General features: G+C 63.0%; 16 protein-coding genes. All 16 read left to right on the plus strand.

Features of this window, described 5'->3' with window-relative positions; translation table 11 throughout:
- Window positions 1-26: 26 nt before the first annotated feature.
- The 16 genes from BANAN_RS01705 to pstA all read left to right on the plus strand — a co-directional run bounded on the left by BANAN_RS01705 (window position 27) and on the right by pstA (window position 20,448).
- A complete protein-coding gene (locus BANAN_RS01705) occupies window positions 27-890 on the plus strand; it encodes an aldo/keto reductase (protein WP_014697251.1) in 864 nt (287 codons plus the stop codon).
- 517 nt (window positions 891-1,407) lie between these two features.
- Window positions 1,408-2,943, plus strand: a complete 1,536-nt coding sequence (locus BANAN_RS01710; protein WP_014697252.1) for a peptidase U32 family protein — start codon at window positions 1,408-1,410, stop codon at window positions 2,941-2,943.
- Between the two features lie 326 nt (window positions 2,944-3,269).
- Window positions 3,270-4,475 (plus strand): purine nucleoside phosphorylase YfiH/LACC1 family protein, encoded by a 1,206-nt coding sequence (locus BANAN_RS01715; RefSeq protein WP_014697253.1) that lies wholly within the window; start codon window positions 3,270-3,272, stop codon window positions 4,473-4,475.
- 26 nt (window positions 4,476-4,501) lie between these two features.
- On the plus strand, window positions 4,502-5,329 hold the full coding sequence (locus BANAN_RS01720; protein ID WP_014697254.1) for an IspD/TarI family cytidylyltransferase: 828 nt from the start codon (window positions 4,502-4,504) through the stop codon (window positions 5,327-5,329).
- Window position 5,330: 1 nt separating this feature from the next.
- Entirely contained in the window at window positions 5,331-6,008 is a 678-nt protein-coding gene (locus BANAN_RS01725) for a pyroglutamyl-peptidase I (RefSeq protein ID WP_041776943.1), read from the plus strand.
- 156 nt (window positions 6,009-6,164) lie between these two features.
- A complete protein-coding gene (locus BANAN_RS01730; RefSeq protein WP_014697256.1) occupies window positions 6,165-7,883 on the plus strand; it encodes a cell division protein in 1,719 nt (572 codons plus the stop codon).
- A gap of 180 nt (window positions 7,884-8,063) precedes the next feature.
- Entirely contained in the window at window positions 8,064-9,404 is a 1,341-nt protein-coding gene (locus BANAN_RS01735) for a C1 family peptidase (protein ID WP_004268489.1), read from the plus strand.
- Window positions 9,405-9,873: 469 nt separating this feature from the next.
- Window positions 9,874-11,004 carry a 3-deoxy-7-phosphoheptulonate synthase gene (locus BANAN_RS01740; RefSeq protein WP_014697257.1) on the plus strand — a complete coding sequence of 377 codons (1,131 nt, stop codon included), beginning with the start codon at window positions 9,874-9,876 and terminating at the stop codon, window positions 11,002-11,004.
- 214 nt (window positions 11,005-11,218) lie between these two features.
- Complete coding sequence (locus BANAN_RS01745) at window positions 11,219-13,222, plus strand: acyltransferase family protein (RefSeq protein WP_014697258.1); 2,004 nt, start codon at window positions 11,219-11,221, stop codon at window positions 13,220-13,222.
- Between the two features lie 72 nt (window positions 13,223-13,294).
- Window positions 13,295-14,542: a 3-deoxy-7-phosphoheptulonate synthase gene (locus tag BANAN_RS01750; RefSeq protein WP_014697259.1), complete on the plus strand. Its 1,248-nt coding sequence runs from the start codon at window positions 13,295-13,297 to the stop codon at window positions 14,540-14,542.
- 78 nt (window positions 14,543-14,620) lie between these two features.
- Window positions 14,621-15,313: a 5'-methylthioadenosine/S-adenosylhomocysteine nucleosidase gene (gene mtnN, locus BANAN_RS01755; protein ID WP_014697260.1), complete on the plus strand. Its 693-nt coding sequence runs from the start codon at window positions 14,621-14,623 to the stop codon at window positions 15,311-15,313.
- Window positions 15,314-15,344: 31 nt separating this feature from the next.
- The gene (locus BANAN_RS01760) at window positions 15,345-16,568 is read left to right on the plus strand and encodes a sensor histidine kinase (protein ID WP_014697261.1); all 1,224 of its coding nucleotides are present in this window, start codon (window positions 15,345-15,347) and stop codon (window positions 16,566-16,568) included.
- On the plus strand, window positions 16,565-17,272 hold the full coding sequence (locus BANAN_RS01765) for a response regulator transcription factor (protein WP_014697262.1): 708 nt from the start codon (window positions 16,565-16,567) through the stop codon (window positions 17,270-17,272). Before BANAN_RS01760 ends, BANAN_RS01765 begins: the two co-directional genes overlap by 4 nt.
- An 86-nt stretch (window positions 17,273-17,358) precedes the next feature.
- Window positions 17,359-18,474: a phosphate ABC transporter substrate-binding protein PstS gene (locus BANAN_RS01770; protein WP_014697263.1), complete on the plus strand. Its 1,116-nt coding sequence runs from the start codon at window positions 17,359-17,361 to the stop codon at window positions 18,472-18,474.
- 4 nt (window positions 18,475-18,478) lie between these two features.
- Entirely contained in the window at window positions 18,479-19,459 is a 981-nt protein-coding gene (gene pstC / locus BANAN_RS01775) for a phosphate ABC transporter permease subunit PstC (RefSeq protein WP_014697264.1), read from the plus strand.
- Window positions 19,456-20,448 (plus strand): phosphate ABC transporter permease PstA, encoded by a 993-nt coding sequence (gene pstA / locus BANAN_RS01780; RefSeq protein ID WP_014697265.1) that lies wholly within the window; start codon window positions 19,456-19,458, stop codon window positions 20,446-20,448. Before pstC ends, pstA begins: the two co-directional genes overlap by 4 nt.
- Window positions 20,449-20,458 lie beyond the last annotated feature (10 nt).

Below are 20,458 nucleotides of genomic sequence, written 5' to 3' on the forward strand. Positions count from 1 at the left end.
AACACCGGTAGCAGATAGGGAGCAGCATGGTATTGCATAGGAATCTGGGCCCGTTCGACACCACGGCCATAGGCTTGGGCGAGATGCCGCTGACGATCGAGAACAATCTGGGGCCAAAGATGGGTGTGGAGACCATCCACGCCGCACTCGACGCGGGTTGCCGCCAGATTGACACGGCATGGGCGTACTACTGCTCCGGAGGCGAGGAGCAGACCGGCGAGAAGCTCGTGCGCGAGGCGCTCTCCAGCTGGGACGGTCCACGTGACGAAGTGCTGGTGGCCACCAAGGTGGGGCACTTTCGCAACTTCACCGACGGTAAACCCACCTGGGATGTGGACGGCAGCCCGGAGAACCTGATCAAGCGCGCCAAGCAGAGCGCATTCGAACTCGGTGTCGACACGATCGACCTGCTGTACTTCCACCGCCCCGACCCGAAGATCCCGTACGGCGAGTCATGCGAGGCGATGAAGGAGATTCGCTCCATGGGCATCGCGCGCGAGATCGGCATTTCGAATGCGTCCATCGAGCAGATCGACATTGCGCGCGAGATCCTCGGCGACTCGCTGATCGCCGTGCAGAACCAGTTCTCACCGATCTACACCGAGACAGCCGACACACTCGACTACTGCGGCAAGGTGGGGCTGAGCTTCGTGTGCTGGAGCCCGCTCGGCGGCTTCCGCAAGCCGAAGGACGAGTCGAAGTTCGACCCGTTCCGCGGGGTGGCCGAAGCGCATGGCGTGAGCTACCAGCAGGTCGTGCTCGCATGGGAGCTCGCCAAGGGAAGCCACGTGTTCGTGATTCCGGGTGCGCACCGCCCCGCCACGATCCTCGACTCGCTCAAGGCCGGCGATCTCGAACTCACGCCGGAGGAGCTCGCCAAGCTCGGCTGAGTCCGGGCGCCCGGCATAGGTTCGGCATAGGTCATGCGGCACGTTGCGCGGAGTTTCCGTGTGGCGTGCTGTTTTGCTGTCTCGTTGTGGTTCGTTTCGCGGAAACATCCGTGTGATGTGCCGCAGATGCCCCTCTTTGCGGTCTATTTCTCGGAAGGCTCCGTAAAATGTGTCGTGGAGTGGTCTGGGAACGGTAGATCTCACGGAAGCTTCCGTATAACGTGCCGCCGGGTGCTCTGAACATGGTCAATCATGCGGAAGCTACCGTGAACTGTGTCGCAGATGCCCCTCTTTGCGGTCGGTTGTTAGGAAGGTTCCGTGAAGTGGGTCACAGCGGGGCCCTTCGGAGGTCCGTTGCTCGGAGGCTTCCGTGAAATGGGTCGCGGAACGGTCTGGAGACGGCACGGCATACGGATTGTTCCCAGAGACGGGGCGTGGCTGTGCCGCCCGCTATACTGTGTGGTCTGCATATCCCATGTGGTCTGCATTCCCGTGAACCCAAGCGAAGTGTGGTGGCATGAAACGTCGTAGCAAACCAGAGGTGCTCGCGCCGGCAGGCAATCTGCGCGGGTTGAAGACCGCCGTCGATTACGGCGCCGACGCCGTGTATTGCGGCGGCAAGTCGTTCGGCATGCGTTCGGCGCCGCGCAATCTGAGCCTCGACGACTTCCGCGAGGGTGCCGCGTATGCACATGAGCGCGGCGCGCGCGTCTATGTCACGCTCAACATTCTGCCGCGCAACAACGAGATCACGGCGATAGAACGGTACATCGAAGATCTGCGCACCACCGGCGTGGATGCGCTGATTGTCACCGACATCGGCGTCATGATGCTCGCGCATAGGATCGCGCCCGAACTCGAACTGCATGTGAGCACGCAGGCCGGTGTGACGAATTACCTGGCGGCGAACGCCTTGTATGACCTCGGTGCGCGTCGCGTGGTGCTCGCACGCGAGATGGATTTGCAGGCGGTGCGCGACATTCGCGCGAACATTCCCGACGACCTCGACATCGAGACGTTCGTGCACGGGTCGATGTGCATGGCGTTCTCGGGGCGCTGCCTCATCTCGAACTACCTGACCGGCCGCGACGGCAATCATGGCGAATGCGCACAGCCGTGCCGTTGGAAATACTCGCTCGTCGAGGAGAAGCGGCCCGGGCAGGTGTTCCCGGTGGAGGAGACCTCGCAAGGCACGTATCTGTTCAATTCGCAGGACATGAACATGATGGCGCATCTCGACGATCTGATCGATTCGGGGGCGACGTCGCTGAAGATCGAAGGGCGCTCGAAGTCCGCGTACTATGTGGCTGCGATGACGAACGCGTACAAGACCGCGGTGAACGAATACATGGTGCAGCGCGGATTCGAAGACGAAGCGGGCAACGAGCTCAAGCCGTTCCATGACCGTGTGGTGCGCGCCGGTGAGGAGGAGTTTGCAGATTCCGCACGCGACACGATCATGCTCAATGCCGACGCCGCGTTCGGCGGCATGCCGAACTGGGACAGCGCGAACGACGAAGGCGAGACCGGCGAGATCTCGAACCGCCAGGCGCGCAGAACCGGTCTCAAGCGCCAGGGGCAGCTCGTGGAGGAGTCCGACGACGGGTGGCGGCATGCACCCGTGCGACCGGCACCGCATGTGGAGTTGCCGCAATGGCTCATGGAGGAGCCGTACAAGGTGGCGCACCGCGATTACAGCACCGGCTTCTACTACCCGGAGCAGAAGGTGACGCAGAACACCGATCGCAGCGCATACTTCCGCGATTGGCTCGTGGTGGGCGAGGTGCTCTCGTGGAGCCCCGAGGAGGGCGGTCGCGTGACGATCATGAGCCGCAACAAGGTGGAACCGGGCCAGCTCGTCGAGTTCCTGCTGCCCGGGCGCGCGCCGCTCGAGTACGTCGTGCCGGACGGCGGCATACGCGACGCCGACGGCAACGAGGTGCCGATGGTGAACAATCCGGCCCATGTGTTCTCGTTGCCGTTGGACGTGGAGGTTCCGGTGAACGCCGCGTTGCGCTCGCGCACGAAGAAGCCGACACTCAAGGCGGAGTGAGCGCTGCTCGTTGGCCATTGTGTGCATTGGGCGCAGATTGGCCGACGGAAACGCTGCCTATTGGCCATTTGCGTTGCAATGCGGAAAGAGGCCAATGGGTGGGGCAGGATTGTCGAAGATGCCTTCGGTCCGGCTCGTCGGTCGGTCATTTCGTGCAGGTGGGCACGATTCAGCCGGTGAGGAACGTGCCTCAACGGCATTTTCAAGCCGAACTACGCAAAGTGGCCACAGGAAGACGCGACAGGATGTGTGCAAAGGGGCCCAGGATGCTTAGACCAGAGCTGAAGGCGCTTGTGCGGTTGGTGTTGGCGGCTATTGTGTGACGTATGAGTGAACAAGAACAGCATACGGATGAACAGAACGCGAACGCGGCACCCAAGCCGATGCAGATCAATCTCGATGACCTGCTCAAGGCGGTGCAGGCGCATGGGCAGAAGACCGTGGAGCAGGAAGACAAGGCCGCACGCGAAGGGGTGAAGGACGCCGACGGCAAGACCTATGACGATGCCATTCTCGACAGCTCGGCCATCGAACCCACCGACGACGAGGGCAACCCGATTCCAGTGACGATTCCGGTGGTGCTCTCGCCCGGCATCACTGTCATCTACACCACCCGTCTGGGAGGCGTGAGCGCCGAGGAATGGGCGCACTTCAATCTTGGAGGCAAGTCCGGCGACGACCCCGTTGCCGTGGAGCGCAACCGCGAGGCGCTTGCCGACGAACTCCATGTGAAGCTCTCGCTCATCGACCAGGTGCATTCGGGCAAGTCGGTGGACATCGACGAGGTCTATACCGAGAACAAGCCGTTTGGTTTCGACGCCTCCGGTTCCCATACCGAGGCCCAGGCCAAGGCGAAGCGTGCGGGCGAGCCGGTGGTGGACGACGTTGAGTCCGAGAACGCCGAAGTGCAGGTGATCGAAGGCGATGCCCAGGTGACCTGCCGCAAGGACATCGCCATTGGTGTGTTCGCCGCGGACTGCCTGCCGGTGCTGCTCGCCGACCCGCAGGCCGGGGTCATCGCCGCCGCACACTGTGGGCGCAAGGGCCTGCAGCGCAATGTGATCGCCGCCACCGTCGACATGATGGTGAAGAAAGGTGCCTCCAAGGAGAACATCGTCGCCACGCTCGGCCCGGCCATCTGCGGAGATTGCTACGAGGTGGGCGACCAGATCGCCGACGAATTCGACGCGCAGTTTCCGGGCACCTTCACGCTGACCCGCTTCGGCGGCCCCGGCATCGACCTCAACAAGGCGGCGCTGATGGAGTTGCACCAGGCCGGGATCAAGGACGACCACATCTTCTCCTCGCAGCCGCGCGTCAATGCCGCCACGCAGTACCTGTCGCAGGACGCCGAGCTCGAGGAGCTGTGCCGTGAGGACAACGAGGGAGATCCGGCGCTTGAGGAGCGCATCAAGGGCATTCGCCACAGCATGTGCACGCTGGAGAACCCGCTGTGGTTCTCGCATCGCCGCGCCGAACTCGCCCACAAGAGGCATGAGGGCCGCATGCTGGCGCTCATTGTGCGTTCCTGAACGTTCATACACAGATTGGATACAACATGACTCAGCAAACCAAGGTCCCCGTGGTCGCCGTCGTGCTCGCCGCCGGCTCGGGCGTCCGTTTCGACCCTGCAAATCCGAAACAGCTGGTGGCATTGAACGGCAAGCCGATCGTCGCATGGAGCATCGAGGCATTCGAGAACGACGAACATGTGGACGACATCGTCGTCGTGGTGAACAACACCGTGCGTGAGGCCGTCGAGCAGCTCATTGACGATGCCTCATACGACAAGGTGCGCGCGATCATCACCGGAGGCGCCGAACGCAGCGATTCCACCGAGGCCGCGCTCACCACGCTCGCCGACGCCGGCATTCCGCAGGATGCCAAGATTCTCATCCACGACGCCGTGCGCCCGTTCGTCTCCCGTCAGGAGATTGACGGCTGCATCGACGCGCTCGACGAGTTCACGGCGGCCACCGTGGCCTGCCCCTCCACCGACACGATTTTGCTCACACAAGACCTGGGTGACCGCGAGGTGATCCAGTCGGTGCCCGAACGCCGCCATTCGTTCCGCGCGCAGACCCCGCAGGCCTTCCGCTTCGGCACAATCCGCGACGCCTATGCGAAGGCGGCCGGCGACCCGGATTTCCAGCCCACCGACGACACCCGCGTGGTCGTCGACTATCTGCCCGACCAGCCGGTTGCGATCGTCGGCGGATCGCCGCGCAACATGAAGGTGACCACGCAGGACGACATGCCGCTTGCCCGCGCGCTGGCGAATGCGCTTGCCGGCGCCCCGCACGAACCGCAGAACGAACGGCAGCGCGCCGCCAAGGAGCAGCTGCATGCCATGTTCGGCAAGGCATTCGGCGTCGAAGGCGAGTGACATGCAGGAACTTTCGGTGGTGATGTCGGGCTTCGACCCGTATGAGGATGTGACGGCGAATCCGGCGCTGATCATACCGGACGCCCTTGCCGAACAGGGCATGGGCGGCGCAATGGACGGTGACGACGACCTCAAGGACGTCGCCATCACCGTGCACGCCGTGCACATGCCGGTCAGTTTCTCCAAGGCGTGGCCGATTCTCGAGGCCGCGCTCGAGGAGCACCGCCCGCAGATCGTCGTGGCGACCGGTTTGAAGGGGGCGTCCCGTGGCATTCTGTTGGAACGCTGCGCCATCAACGTCAAAGACACGAGCAGGCCGGACGCCGACAACAAGGTGCCGAGCCACCATGTGATCAATGCGGCCGGCCCCGCGGCATACTGGACCGGGTTGCCGTTGAATGCCATACTCGGTTCGTTCGCCGCAGACGAGATTCCGGCATCGCTCAGCTCGAACGCCGGCACCTTCGTGTGCAACGCGCTGTTCTACAAGCTGCAGGACTGGGCATCGCGCCAGGGTCGCACGCTGAGCGGCTTCGTCAATCTGCCGCCCGTGGACGAGCGCGAACACTCGCAGCATGGGCTCACGCTCGACCAGCAGATTCGCGCCGGCCGCGACGTGATCCGCGAGACCGCACGCTACTATGTCAAACCGATCGGCGTGAACACGCTCATTGCATAGTCGCCGTCTCGTCTGCAGATTGCCGCAGGCATGCGGGTAACCTGCAAAACATACGCTCAATGTGATTTTTGCGGACGTCTGCGCGTTTTCCGCGGGCCGACGCATTAAAGTGCAGTTATATATGCGTTTGCATTCGGCAATCGGAAAGGTTTGAACATGGTGGATCGTTTCCCGGTAGTTCTGCGCGGCTATGACAAGGAGCGCGTGGACGAGGCGATGCTGGCGGCACAGAACAGCATCGACCGTCTGCGCGAACAGGTGAAGGCAGGCGACGACACGGTGCTGCAGCTGCAGGCGCAACTGCAGGAGGAGAAGAACCGCAAGGCGAACACCGACAACTCGTTCGCCTCGCTGGGCGCCAACGCCCAGCAGATGCTCGCCTCCGCCGAGCAGACGAGCACCGAACTACTCGAACGTGCCAAGAAGGACGCGGCCTCCGCGCGCACGGAAGCGCAGTCGCAATCCCAGACGCTCGTGAACAACGCCAAACTCGACGCCCAGCACCTGGTCGACGACGCGCAGGCGAAGGCCGACACCATTCTCAAGAACGCGCAGAGCGAGGCGAACACCATCGTGACGAACGCCCGTCAGGAAGCCGAGCAGCTGCGCGCCTCCACTGCGAAGACGGTGAGCGACCAGCGTCAGGCGCTCGACCTCGAGCTGACGAACTCGCGCGAGGAGCACAAGAAGCGCCTCGCCTCCGAACGTGCCCAGCAGGAGCGTGAGATCGCGGATCTGAGCGCACAGACCGCCAAGACGATCTCCGAGCAGCGCAAAAGCGCGAACGAGGAGATGGCGCGACTCAAGAGCGAGACGAACGACCAGATCGAGACCGCGCTCGCCGACGCCAACAAGAAACTGGCCGATGTGCGCGAGCAGGTGTCGAAACTCATGACCGAGGCGCAGCGCAAGGCCGGCGAGATCACCGATGCCGCCAAGGCGCATGCGCAGGAGATCACCGATGCCGCCGAGGTGAACCGCACGCAGACGATGAGCCAGGTGAATGCGGAGGTGGAGCAGATTCGCGCCGACATCGCCGCCCAGCAGGATGAGGCGACCAAGAAGGTGCAGGAACTGCTGCAGAGCCTTGAGGAAAGCCGCAAGAGCGCCAAGGAGGAGGCCGAGAAGGAGATCGGGCAGGCCAAGCAGGCCCGCGAGGAGGCCGACGCCTACGCCGCCGAGAAGCGCGAGTCGGCCGACACCGAGGCCCGTGAGATCGTGCGCAAGGCCGGCGAGGAGGCCTCCAAGCAGATCGAGGACCGTCGCAAGGCGGCGCAATCCGAGCTCGATGGGCTCCGTAAGCGCATCGGCGAACTGCAGACCCGTGAGGCAGACATCACGCAGCGCGTCTCCGAACTGCGCTCCATGTTCGCCAACGCCTTTGCAGGCTTCGGCTTCGGCATCGACAAGCATTCGACCGACACGATGTCGGTGGTCAACACCGTCGCTGGCGACAACGACTCTTCGGACACTCCGCAGGCCCCGGCCGACAACGGCAGCGTTCGCAGCGATCTGGCGAACACCATGCTCATCAATCCCTCCGATTCGGCTCAGCATGAGGCCTCGCACCCGATGTCGCACGTCACGGTGCCGGTCGCCCCGGCCCTCCACGATCACGCAGCACAGGTGAACGCGGCGGACGACGACAACGCCGGCGCGAACGATGAGGCGCAGGTTCCGGCGGTGGACATTCCAGCGGATCCGAACACGCCGTCCCCGGAGGCACCGGAGGCTCCCGCTGCGTCGGCCGCCGAGGTGATGGAGGCCATTGACGGCGACGAACCGATCAGTGACGACACCCATGTGACCGGCGACGCGGATTCGCTGTTCGATTCGAGCGACAACATGCCGGTGGCGCCGAACAACGAGCAGTGACCCGCGAAAACCAAACGGGCACATCATCATCCGATTGCATAGTCGCGCAGAGCGGCCGGAGTATTCCGGCATTCACTCTGCGCGACTTTTCTCATATGCGAGTACAGTGGCAGACAGCCGGTATCAGGCAAGAAGAACAATCACAAGCATACGAAGCAGACGAGTGGAACAGAGGAGCATATGAGCGACAAGATCAGCCCACTGAGCAGCCATGATCTCGATGATCTCACCAGCGAATTCGAAGGCAGCAAGTCCAATGTGATGGCCATGAACGCCGTGACCGCGGCAGGAATCAACAAGGTGGCGCGCAACTACGACCGTGCCCGCCTGCTGCAGCGTCGTTTCTCCACGTCGCTCGACAACGGCGAGGCCACCCATCAGGACCGCTCGGGCCGCTGCTGGCTGTTCAGCTCGCTCAACGTGGCGCGCTATGTGGCCAAGAAGACCATGAACATCAAGGAATTCGAGTTCTCGCAGAACTATGCGATGTACTTCGACAAGCTCGAGCGCGTCAACTACTTCCTGCAGGACATCGCGAACCTGATCCGCGAGGGCGAGCCGACCGACTCGCGTCTGTTCCAGCACATGCTGCACGATGTGATGGGCGACGGCGGCCAGTGGACCATGGCCATGAACGTGTACAAGAAGTACGGCGCTGTGCCGAAGGACCTGTACCCGGAGACCGAATCGTCGAAGAACACCGGCGAACTCGACACGCAGCTGCGCCGCATGCTGCACACCGCCGTCTCCCAGATGGAGAAGAGCCCGGAGCACATCGACGAGATCATTCTCCAGGCCACGAAGGCCGGCCACCGCATTCTCACCATCCACTTGGGCGAGCCGCCGAAGAGCTTCGACTGGGAGTGGACCGACAAGGACGGCGAGTTCCACCGCGTGGGTGAGATCACGCCGGTCGAGTTCTGGAACCGCTATGTGGGCGACGCCGATCTGGAGAGCTACGTCTGCCTCGTCGACGATCCGCGCCACGAGCACGCCAAGGGCAAGAAGATCGGCATCGAGCACCTCAACAATGTGGCCGGAGGTGACCCGACCGAATACCTCAACGTGCCGATCCAGTTCATGAAGGACTGCGCGCGCGATGTACTGGTGGAGCAGGGCATTCCGGTGTGGTTCGGAGCCGACTGCCATCCGATGATGGACCGTGAGGACGGCGCCTGGGCCACCGACCTGTTCGAGTACGGCAAGGTGTATGACTACGACTTCACGATGGACAAGGAGGAGCGCGTGCGCTTCGCCGACTCCGCGATGAACCATGCAATGGCCTTCGTGGGCGTTGACGTGGCCGATGACAACAAGACCACCCGCCGTTGGCGCGTGGAGAACTCGTGGGGCACGAAGATCGCCGACAAGGGCTACTTCACGATGGGCGACGACTGGTTCGACCAGTACGTGTTCGAGGTGGCCGTGCCCAAGGCGCTGCTGCCCGACGAGTACCTCAAGGCCCTCGACGAGCCGGCCCAGATGCTGCCGGCCTGGGATCCGATGGGCGCCCTCGCCTAGGTTCTCCTTTCTTCCGTCGCTGCTCGGCAGCGGGACTTGACCTGAAAGGTTCAGGCATGCCCCCGCGCGCTGCCCGTTTGGCCTCGTCACTGGATCGCAAGCGCCCTTGACGTTCCTCAACCAAACGGGCAGCGCGCGGGGGCATGCCGTTCGCTTCGCTCACATGGCATCCCGACTGAAACGTTGTTGTCCCGAGCTTCCCCGGGGAGGAAACGGATGCATTGATGGCGTGGCAATGCCGAGAGGGACCGATGGCGGGGCGGGAGGTGTGAGGAACGTCAAGGGCGCTTGCGATCTAGTGACGAGCGTCTCCCGCCCCGCCCGGTCCCTCTCGAAGCCGTTCCACCCATGAACCGCTTCTTGCCCCCCATGTGTCCATTCTGCAACATCGCTTTGCACGGTGTTGGGCAAACGCCTAATATAAGGACAGTTATTCGCCGGAATTGGAAGGAAGAGGAAAGAGGTAGCGATGGCTGCGATGCGAGGGCCCGACAGCTCACAGGATTCGGTGCTTGACGCCAATGCGGTGGTGCCCGAGACCGTCGATGTGAACATTCGTCAGCTCGATCCGATTCCCGCGCCACGCTATTTCATCAAGGAGCTGCCGCTCACCGAGCAGATGGGCAAGCAGGTGCTCGAGCAGCGCGCGCAGATCCGCGACATTCTGCATGGCCGTGACGACCGCATGCTTGCCATTGTGGGGCCCTGTTCGATCCACGACCCGAAGGCCGCACATGAATACGCCACCAGATTGGCCGAGCTCGCCGATGAGCTCAAACGCGATCTGCTCATCGTCATGCGCGTGTACTTCCAGAAACCCCGTACCACCATTGGCTGGAAGGGCCTGATCAACGATCCCGACATCGACGGCGAGTTCGATATTCGCAAAGGCATGTGGCTCGCCCGCAAGGTGCTGCGCGATGTGGTGGGTATGGGGCTGCCTGCGGCCACGGAATGGCTCGACCCGATCACCCCGCAGTACCTGTGCGACTTGGTGAGCTGGGGTGCAATCGGCGCCCGCAACACCGAAAGCCAGGTGCATCGTGAACTGGCCAGCGGCCTGAGCATGCCGATCGGCTTCAAGAACGCGACCGACGGCTCGGTCAAACCCGCCGCCGACTCCTGCTACACGGCGGCATTCGAACATCATTTCCTTTCCATCAACCTCGATGGCCATGTGATCGCCGCCGAGACGAAGGGCAACCCGGACTGTCATCTGGTGCTGCGCGGTTCCAACCACGGGCCGAACTACGATGCCGAGTCGGTGGCCGCGGCATTGCGCGACCTGCATGAATCGAAGGCGGAAGGCCCCAGCGAGCATGGGCTCATTATCGATGCCGCCCATGGCAACTGCGGCAAGAACGAGGTGGTCGAGGCGGCCGTCGTCGAGAACATAGCCGAACGCATCGCCGGTGGCGAACGTGGAATATTGGGCATCATGATGGAATCCTTCCTCAAGGGCGGTCATCAGGCGCCGGCGCCGTTGGCGCAACTCGAATACGGACAGTCGATTACGGACTCCTGTGTGCCGTGGGCTCGTAGCGAAGAGGTGTTGCGTAAGCTCGCCCAGGCCGTGAATGCGCGTCGTGCCGCACGGTAGTATATGTGACAGTTTCCATTCACATCGCGCGTGAGGCATGCCCGCGCGTGGGGTGGGGAATCGGACTCGTGTCATATGAGGGAATATGCGTAGGTTCTTTGCTCGTAAGGGCTCTACGCCGGCCGGTGCGATCGACCGGGCGGCACAGCATGATCACACTCCCCGGGCGCCGCGTGCGGTGGAGGGGGAGGCTTCGAACGCGCCTGATCTTCCAGTGGACGCCGGAACAAAAGTTTCACGCGATGTTCCACGCGGCGTTGCGCGGGCGCGCCATTTCAACGGCGTGGACGGCCTGCGTGCAATCGCCATTGTGGCGATCATTGCCTACCATGCACGCCCGATGCTGCTCAAAGGCGGTTTTCTGGGCGTCACGTTATTCCTTGTCGTCTCCGGCTTCTTCATCACCCGTTCGCTCATGAACGCGGTGGACGGCCATCGCTTCCTGCTGTTCGACTACCTGCGCAGACGCGTGAAGCGGCTGTGGCCGGCGGTGCTCTCGACGATCGGTCTGACCGCCGTGCTCGTCTATGCCTGCGCGCCGCCGCTTATTCTGAAGATGCGCGGCGATGCCGTGCCGAGCGCACTGTTCTATAGCAACTGGTCGTTCATTTTCCGCAAGCTCTCGTATTTCGATGCGGCCGGCTTGCCCTCGCCGCTCACGCACCTGTGGTATACGAGCCTGATCATGCAGTTCTACCTGCTGTGGCCGCTCCTATTCATTCCGCTGTTCCTGCACTGCCGCAGGCACTGGGTGCGCGTCGGCGTGCTGGGCGCGCTCATCGCCGCCGGCACGCTCGAGATGATGATGCTATACCGGCCAGGGGCCGACACCTCGCGTCTGTATTACGGACTCGACACCCGTGCCGCCGAGATTCTCGTGGGCGTGCTGCTCGCCGTGCTCGTGCACGACAGCGCCTCGCGCAGTGATCAGGAACGGCGTGCAGCCGACGGGCGAATCGTGTTCGACAGACAGATTGGTCGATATCACGCGGTGCTGCGGCGTGGCGATCTGGGCGTTGTGGCAGCGGACATCTGCGCTCTGGCATTGGCGCTCGGATTCCTGCTGGTGGATGCTCGTGCCGCATGGATGTACCACGGCGGTTTCCTGTTCTTCGCGGTGGTGAGTGCCGTGCTGCTGTATGCGAGCATGCAGGATGCACGGGTTGGCCGCATACTCGGTGTGAAGGCGTTGCGCTACTTGGGTTCGCGTTCGTTCTCGCTCTATTTGGTGCACTACCCGCTGCTCGAGGTGATGAACCCGGCCACGCGCACCACCGGCATACCCTGGTATGAGTGGATAGGGCAGTTCCTAGTGATTCTTATGGCAGGCGAGGCGTTCTACCAGATTGTCGAAGCGCTGACGGGCACCCCGTGGCTGCCGTGGATGCGCCGCCGCATCACCTCCGTGGGTGCGGGCAGATTGCGCACCGGCGCATGGATTCTGACGATCGTTGGCGTCGTCATGACCTTCGTCATGGCCCTGCCGCTCGACTGGCGCGCCATTGCGCACGCGCGCTCCGTCAAGGCGCGTCCCGAGCTCGCGCTGACCGCCGAGCAGGCGCGTGAACGGCTCGCGCAGCAGCAGAAGCGCGAATCTGAAACCAGTAAGGAGAACGGTAAAGACCACAAGGACTCGAGCGGCAATCCGAATGCGCAGGCCAAGCCCAAAGTGGCGCCGCCGGTGGTCAAGGCGCTCAAGGTGCCGGCGAATCTGGAGCCGCAGCGTTGGGCGTGCGACCGCAAGGCAATGGTCTGCCAGGCGAAGGTGCTCATGATCGGCGACTCGGTGACCGAAGGGGTTTCCGACACGCTTCGTGAGCATTTCCCGAACGCGACGATCGACGGTGCGGTGAGTCGCCAATTCGACCAAGGCGTGCAGATCCTGTGTGACGATCTCGCACGCGGCATGGATCCGCAGGTCATCGTGTTCGCACTCGGCACGAACGGTCCGGTGAGCGAGCAGATGGCGCAGCAGGTGATTGACCTCGCGGGCGGCAGACCGCTGTATTTCGCGACGACGCGCGCGCCGGTCGACTGGGTGCCCGGCAACAACGCCACGTTCATCGGCATGGCGGAACGAAACCCGAATGTGGGCATCATCGACTGGTCGGGCACGTCACAGGGGCGCGACGACTACCTGTACGACGACGGCATTCACCCCAACCAACTCGGCATGCAGGCGTATTTGCAGATGTTCCTCAACGCGTTCTGCGTATGAGCGCGCGCCGCCATTCGGCACGCCCGCGCATTCCCCGCGGATTTGCTATATTGTGGCACAGTGAGGAGGAACATGAGCGAGAATCCGTACGAGCCGATGTCCAAGGAGCAGAAGGACGCCATAGTGCAAGGGAACGGCCTCACCTACACGCATGAGCAGATGCGTCAGGTGCAGCACGCCATCGCCGCAGGCAAGAATCCGCTGGTGGCGCTCGAGAATGTGCCCAGATGGGAAGACATGGCCGGCGTGGACCGCATCATCAACCGACGCGTGCTCGAACTCGACCCGTTGCCCACACCGGCGCAGGTGCTCGCGGAACTGCCGCTCACCCGGCAGATGCAAGACATCGTCGCCTATTCGCGAGACGAGGTGCGCGCCTGCCTGTACGGCCAGGACGACCGTCTGCTGGTGATCGTGGGCCCGTGCTCGGTGCACGACCCGAAGGCCGCGCTCGACTATGCGCACCGTCTGCGCACGCTCAAGGATGAACTCGGGGAGGATCTGCTCATCGTCATGCGCGTGTACTTCGAGAAACCGCGCACCACGGTGGGGTGGAAGGGCCTGATCAACGATCCTGACATCGATGGCTCGCACAACATTCAGAAAGGGCTGCTGCTCGCCCGACGTACCCTGCTCGATGTGCTTGGCGCGGGCGTGGCCACGGCCACCGAGTTCCTCGAACCGACCAGTCCGCAGTATATCGCCGACGCGGTCAGCTGGGGAGCCATAGGCGCGCGCAACACGGAAAGCCAGGTGCACCGCCAGCTGGCCAGCGGCATGAGCATGCCGATTGGTTTCAAGAACGCGACCGACGGCTCGGTGAAAGCCGCCGTCAACAGCTGCATTGCAGCCGAGGACCAGCACACATTCTTCGGCATCGACCACCGCGGTCGAGCCTGCGCCGTCGAGACCCTCGGCAATCCGGACTGCCATGTGGTGCTGCGCGGTTCGAGCTCCGGCCCGAACTACGACGCCGAATCGGTGGCACAGGCGCTCGCCTCCATTCGCGATAAGATGGGCGACGAGGCGGCCGCCTCGCATGGGCTCGTCATCGACTGCTCGCATGGCAACTCCGGCAAGGACGACGTGCGGCAGGCGCAGGTGGTGCGCGAGATTGCCGAACGCATCGCAGGCGGGGAGCGGGGCATCAGCGGTGTGATGATGGAGAGTTTCATCGTGGGAGGCAATCAGGCGCCGGCACCGCTCGCCGAACTCACCTATGGCCAGTCGATCACCGACAAGTGCCTGAGCTGGCCGGTCACCGACGAGCTGCTGCACACGCTCGCCGATGCCGCGCGCACCCGCCGCTGGAACCGCTGACGCAGCCGCCCGCGTTCCAACCGCGGAGTATATTCAGGTGATATCGATTGCCGTATGCGCTTGCAGCGAAGGAGAACCATGCAGACCGTCGCCATCATTTCCGCCCTCGACGAGGAGGCCGCACACATCGCGGACTCGCTTGACAACGTGACCGTGACCGAGCGTGCGAGCCTCAGTGTCGCCCGGGGCACGCTGACGACCGATGCGGGGGAGGAACTCGACGTTGCAGTGACCGTGGGTGGCATGGGTTTGGTGAACGCGGCCGCCACCACGCAGTTCCTCATTGACCTGGTGCATCCCGAGGCCGTGATCTTCTCCGGCATCGCCGGCAACCTCAACAAGAGCCTGCATATCAACGACATTGTGCTCGGCAAGACGCTGCGCTACCTGGACACCGACATGCGCCTGGTGGGCCAGTGGAAGCCGGGCACCAGCGAGTTCCATTCCGACCCGGCACTGCTTCAGATCGCCGAGGGCGCGCTTGACGAGATGGGCATCAATCACATCCAGGGCACCATCGCCTCCGGCAACTACTTTGTCGACACGCCGCAGAAGGTGAGCCAGGTCATCGAACAGACGCATGCGGACGCCGTCGAGATGGAAGGCGCGGCCGTTGCCCATGTGGCTGCGCGCAACGACGTGCCAGCGCTCGTCATCCGCGCCATGAGTGACTCTGCAGACACCGACTATGAGGAGTTCAAAGACTTCGACATCTCCGAATACGCCGATACGGCGGCCCGTCTCGCTGTGCGGATTCTGCGCGGGATGTGAATGGGGCACCGGTTCGCGATGGAAGGGCGTCATGACACCAGGTGAGATTGCCATGGCGATTGCCATGGGCGTGCTGCTCATGGTTGTGGGCTGTGCCATCGCCTACCGTGCCGGTCGCAACCGGGAGCGCGAGCGGGAGCCCAGTGAGGCCGCGTTGTTCGCCGGGCATGCCGATGCCGATGCCGTGGATGGCGAACGCCGCATGCTTGCGATGCTCGAGGAGGCCGTCATCGTCACCGATTCCAGCGCCAATGTGCTCGTCGCGAATGAGGCGGCCATTGAACGTGGCCTGAGCGTGGACGGTCTGATCGTGGACGCCGGCATTCGCGATCTCGTGCAGGAGGCGGCGCAATCCGACGCGGCGGTGGAACGGGAGCTCGAACTCGCCCGAGATTCGCAGCGGCTGCATGTGGCCGTGACCGCGCAGTGCACGGCCGACGATCGGGTGACGGTGGTCTGTGCCGACACCGGGTACCGACGCAGCGTGGACCGCGTACGGCGTGATTTCGTGACCAATGTGTCGCATGAGCTCAAAACGCCGGTCGGCGCGATCATGCTGCTGGCCGAGACGATTGACGATGCTGGCGACGACGTCGACATGATCCGCCATTTCGCCGCGAGAATCGGTGTCGAGGCGAAACGGCTCGACGGCCTCGTGCGCAGACTCATCGAACTCGGCCGCATGCACGGCGATCGGGCCACGACGCGACGCACGGTGGATGCGCGGGAACTCGTACGGCAGGCGATCTGCGACACCGAGGTCACCGCAGGGGCACGCCATACCATGGTGCGCATGCGCGATGACGCCGGCGAGGATCATCCGCTGCCGGTGACGGTCGATGCGGCGGCGGTGCATATCGCGCTCAAGAACCTCGTGGAGAATGCGATCAACTACTCACCCGAACATGCCGAGGTCACCGTCGAGGTCTCCCGCGGAGAAGACCAGGCCCGCATTCGCGTCGTCGATCACGGCATCGGCATACCCCGGCAACTGCAGGGCCGCATTTTCGAACGGTTCTACCGGGTGGACCCGGCGCGCTCGCGGCTGACGGGCGGCACCGGGCTTGGTCTGTCAATAGCCAACCATCACATTCTGGCCAATCAGGGCAAACTCGAGGTATGGTCGAAACCAGGGGAGGGGTCCACATTCACGGTGATGTTGCCGTTGGCGATGCGAGACGATGACGCCCCATGCAATCGGGATGCGGATGCCGAGGGCGATCCGGACGGAACAGGCAAGGAGACCGATAGATGACGCGCATTCTCGTGGTGGAAGACGAACCTTCCTACCTCGACCCATTGCTCTACCAGCTCATCCGTGAGGGGTACGAGGCCCATGGAGCCGCCACAGGGGAGGAGGCGTGGGCGCTGTATGAGGAGATGGAGTTCGACCTCGTGCTGCTCGACCTCATGCTGCCCGGCGTCTCAGGCACCACACTCTGCAGGCGCATGCGCGAGCTGCGCCGTGTGCCGATCATCATGGTGACGGCAAAATCAACCGAGAATGATGTGATCGTAGGGCTCGAAATCGGTGCCGACGACTATGTGACCAAGCCGTACTCCTTCCGCGAACTGCTCGCCAGGATCCATGCGGTGTTGCGTCGCAGTCTAGAGCCACGGGCGTCTGGAGCTCCCGGAGGGAACGATGAGACGCTTACCTGCGGGCCCATCGAGATGTCGGTGGCCTCGCACGAAGTGCGCATTCACGGTGAACTGACCCAGTTCCCGCTCAAGGAATTCGAAGTGCTCGAATACCTGATGCGCAACAAGGGCCGCGTGCTTACCAGACAGCAGCTGATCGGCCGCGTCTGGGGCAGCGATTACGTGGGTGACACGAAAACGCTCGACGTTCATGTCAAGCGCATCCGGGCGAAAATCGAGGCCAATCCGTCGAATCCGGCACTGCTGACGACGGTGCGCGGTCTCGGGTACAGAATCTGCGACGAACGTTCACGCTAAATTCACCGTTCGCTTCAATACGACTCCCCACCCTCCTCTACACTGAATTGGTCGGATACAATGGCATCGTGACCAAAGGAAACCACATGCGTAGCAATCTTGCACGGCGCGTGCTCGCGGCACTGTGCGGCATGGCGTTCATTGCCACGACCACGGCGTGCGGAGACAACACCGATCCGGCGAATCGCCCGGTCGCCAACGCCTCGTCGATCTCAGGCAGTTTCGCAGGAGCAGGGGCCTCCTCGCAGCAAACGGCGGTCGAGGCATGGGTGGCCGGCTACCAGAAGACGAATCCGGATGCGCGAATCTCCTACAATCCGTCCGGCTCAGGTGCCGGCGTGGCCACCTTCCTCACCGGGGCGACCGTATGGGCCGCCTCTGACAAGCCACTGGATGCCAAACAGGTCGAGGAGTCGACATCGGTATGCGCCGGCGAAAGCGCGTTCGACGTGCCGGTGTACATCTCGCCGCTCGCCATCGTGTTCAATCTGCAGGGCGTCTCCGATGCCGGCAAACACATCAACATGGATGCGGCCACCATCGCGAAGGTGTTCGACGGCAGAATCACACGGTGGAACGATGCCGCGCTCACGGCGCAGAACCCCGGACTCAGCCTTCCCGATCTGCCGATCACCGTCGTGCATCGCTCCGACAAATCGGGCACCACGCTCAATTTCCTCGAATACATCAAGGCGGCCGCGCCGGCCGATTGGCCGTACGAGCTTTCGGAGAACTGGCCCAACGACGTCGGGCAAGGCGCCAAAGGCACCTCGGGTGTGATTAGCACCATCGACCAGGCGAACGGCACCATCGGCTATGCGGACTTCTCCCAGGCGGGAGGCATGGGAACCGTCGCGGTGCAGGTGGGCGACACCCCTACCGTGATCTCGGCCGAGGCCGCCTCGAAGGCAGTCGCCGACTCCACACTCGACAAATCCGTTCCTGGCAAACACCGTGTGGTGCTCGACATCAACCATACGACCCGCGTGACGGGCGCCTACCCGATCGTGCTGGTCTCATACGACATCGCATGCCCCGCATACCGCAACGAGAACACGGCACGATTCGCCAAGTCGTGGCTCGACTACATCACCAGCGAGGAAGGGCAGCGCCAGGCGATGAACGCCACCGGATCCGCGCCATTGCCCGCCAACATCGCCAAATACGTGCGTGAATCCATAGACGCCATGGAAGTGAAGTGAGCATATGTCATCGGCATCGAAACCACCCGCACAACCAGCCGCAGACTCGTCGCTGACGAAACCGGTCAACGGCGAGAAAGCCGACCGCATCTTCCGCGGCATCGCCTACGCATGCGGCATACTCATCCTCGTCGTGCTCGCCGCAGTCGCGCTGTTCCTGCTGTTCCGCGCATGGCCGCTCATCGGCGGAGACCAGCGGACGAACAGCGAGGTCATCGCGAACTTCACCGGCGGCAAGGCGACGGGATTCTGGGGTTACGTGGGGCCGTTGCTGTTCGGCACCGTGCTCGTGGCGGCGCTCGCACTCGTCATCGCCTTCTTCGTCTCCATAGGCATCGCACTGTTCATCTCGCACTATGCGCCCAAGCGCCTTGCGGCCGTGCTCAGCTACATCGTCGACATCCTCGCCGCGATTCCGTCGGTCATCTACGGTTTGTGGGGCGGCCTTGTGCTCGTCCCGGCAATCTACCCGTTCTGGAACTGGATAGCCGAGCATCTCGGATGGATCCCTATTTTCGCCGGTCCCGCAGCGAATCCGCCGCGCACCGTGGCGACCGTGGCCCTCGTACTCGCCATCATGATCCTGCCGATCATCACCTCGATCACCCGTGACATCTTCCTGCAGACCCCGAAACTGCTCGAAGAGGCTGCCCTCGGCCTTGGCGCCACCAAGTGGGAGATGATCAAGATGTCGGTGCTGCCGTTTGCACGTTCGGGCATCATCTCGGCGTCCATGCTCGGCCTTGGTCGTGCGCTTGGCGAGACGATGGCCGTGCTCATGATCCTGTCGCCGGGCCTCAAATACTCGTTCAGACTGCTGCAGGCGTCGCAGAACCAGACAATCGCCGCGAACATCGCCGCGCAATACCCCGAGGCCGATAGCATCGGCGTCTCCGTGCTCATCGGCACAGGTCTCGTGCTGTTCGTGATCACGTTCCTCGTGAATCTGCTGGCACGCCGCATCACCGAGAAAGCGAGCAAATGATGAGTGAACCGCAGTCCACGCCGCACGCCGATGCGGCACCGGTGATCGACTTCGACAAATTCAAGCCGACGCGTTCGTACACCGCCGCGCGCAAACGCAAGGACATGGTGATGCGCGTGCTCATCATCCTCGCGTTCATCGTCGCGCTGATACCGCTTGTCTCCGTGCTCTGGACGACGTTGGTGCGTGGCGCACGCAGACTCAACTGGGATTTCCTCAGCCACAACATGACGAACGTGATCGGTGGCAATCAGACGCCCTCGGGCGGCTATGGTGGCATTCTGCACGCGGTCATCGGCACGCTCGAGATCACGCTCGGCGCCATGGTCATCTCGATCCCGATCGGTGTGATGTGCGCGGTCTACCTGATCGAATATGCGGGCAAATCCAAGCTCGCGCGCACGATTCACCTGCTCGTCGACGTGATGAGCGGCATCCCGTCGATTGTCGCAGGCCTGTTCGCCTACTCCATGTTCGCGATTCTCGTCGGCCCCGGTACGCTCAACGGTTTCGAAGGCTCGGTGGCGTTGTCGCTGCTCATGATCCCGACCGTGGTGAAGACGACGGAGGAGATGCTCAAGATCGTCCCCAACGACCTGCGGGAGGCGTCGCTGGCGCTCGGAGTGACCAAGCAGCGCACGATCACGAAAGTGGTGCTGCGCACCGCCCTCTCCGGCATCGTGTCGGGCTCCATTCTCGCCATCGCGCGTGTGATCGGCGAGACGGCACCGCTGCTCATGACCGCCGGCTACATCGTCTCGACGAACGCGAATCTGTTCTCGGGTGAAATGACCACGTTGCCGGTGTATGTCTACCAGGAGTATTCGAAGTACCATGCGAACTGCCCGGCCGACGCCGGCAGCGGCTGCGTCACCGCCATACCGATGGAGCGCGCGTGGTCGGCCGCGCTCGTGCTCATCATCATCGTGCTCATTCTCAATCTGATCGGCAGGATCGTCGCGAAGGTGTTCGCGCCGAAGAAGAAGTAGCATTAACCAC

Source organism: Bifidobacterium animalis subsp. animalis ATCC 25527, from assembly GCF_000260715.1.
GTDB lineage: Bacteria > Actinomycetota > Actinomycetes > Actinomycetales > Bifidobacteriaceae > Bifidobacterium > Bifidobacterium animalis.

What these genes read in the sequence shown, in the direction of transcription:
- BANAN_RS01720 (WP_014697254.1), top strand. Translation starts at nt 4,502, where the DNA reads ATGACTCAGCAAACCAAGGTCCCCGTGGTCGCCGTCGTGCTCGCCGCC.
- pstC (WP_014697264.1), top strand. Translation starts at nt 18,479, where the DNA reads ATGTCATCGGCATCGAAACCACCCGCACAACCAGCCGCAGACTCGTCG.
- BANAN_RS01735 (WP_004268489.1), top strand. Translation starts at nt 8,064, where the DNA reads ATGAGCGACAAGATCAGCCCACTGAGCAGCCATGATCTCGATGATCTC.
- BANAN_RS01750 (WP_014697259.1), top strand. Translation starts at nt 13,295, where the DNA reads ATGAGCGAGAATCCGTACGAGCCGATGTCCAAGGAGCAGAAGGACGCC.
- BANAN_RS01715 (WP_014697253.1), top strand. Translation starts at nt 3,270, where the DNA reads ATGAGTGAACAAGAACAGCATACGGATGAACAGAACGCGAACGCGGCA.
- BANAN_RS01710 (WP_014697252.1), top strand. Translation starts at nt 1,408, where the DNA reads ATGAAACGTCGTAGCAAACCAGAGGTGCTCGCGCCGGCAGGCAATCTG.
- BANAN_RS01725 (WP_041776943.1), top strand. Translation starts at nt 5,331, where the DNA reads ATGCAGGAACTTTCGGTGGTGATGTCGGGCTTCGACCCGTATGAGGAT.
- BANAN_RS01705 (WP_014697251.1), top strand. Translation starts at nt 27, where the DNA reads ATGGTATTGCATAGGAATCTGGGCCCGTTCGACACCACGGCCATAGGC.
- BANAN_RS01730 (WP_014697256.1), top strand. Translation starts at nt 6,165, where the DNA reads ATGGTGGATCGTTTCCCGGTAGTTCTGCGCGGCTATGACAAGGAGCGC.
- BANAN_RS01760 (WP_014697261.1), top strand. Translation starts at nt 15,345, where the DNA reads ATGACACCAGGTGAGATTGCCATGGCGATTGCCATGGGCGTGCTGCTC.
- pstA (WP_014697265.1), top strand. Translation starts at nt 19,456, where the DNA reads ATGATGAGTGAACCGCAGTCCACGCCGCACGCCGATGCGGCACCGGTG.
- BANAN_RS01740 (WP_014697257.1), top strand. Translation starts at nt 9,874, where the DNA reads ATGGCTGCGATGCGAGGGCCCGACAGCTCACAGGATTCGGTGCTTGAC.
- BANAN_RS01770 (WP_014697263.1), top strand. Translation starts at nt 17,359, where the DNA reads ATGCGTAGCAATCTTGCACGGCGCGTGCTCGCGGCACTGTGCGGCATG.
- BANAN_RS01765 (WP_014697262.1), top strand. Translation starts at nt 16,565, where the DNA reads ATGACGCGCATTCTCGTGGTGGAAGACGAACCTTCCTACCTCGACCCA.
- mtnN (WP_014697260.1), top strand. Translation starts at nt 14,621, where the DNA reads ATGCAGACCGTCGCCATCATTTCCGCCCTCGACGAGGAGGCCGCACAC.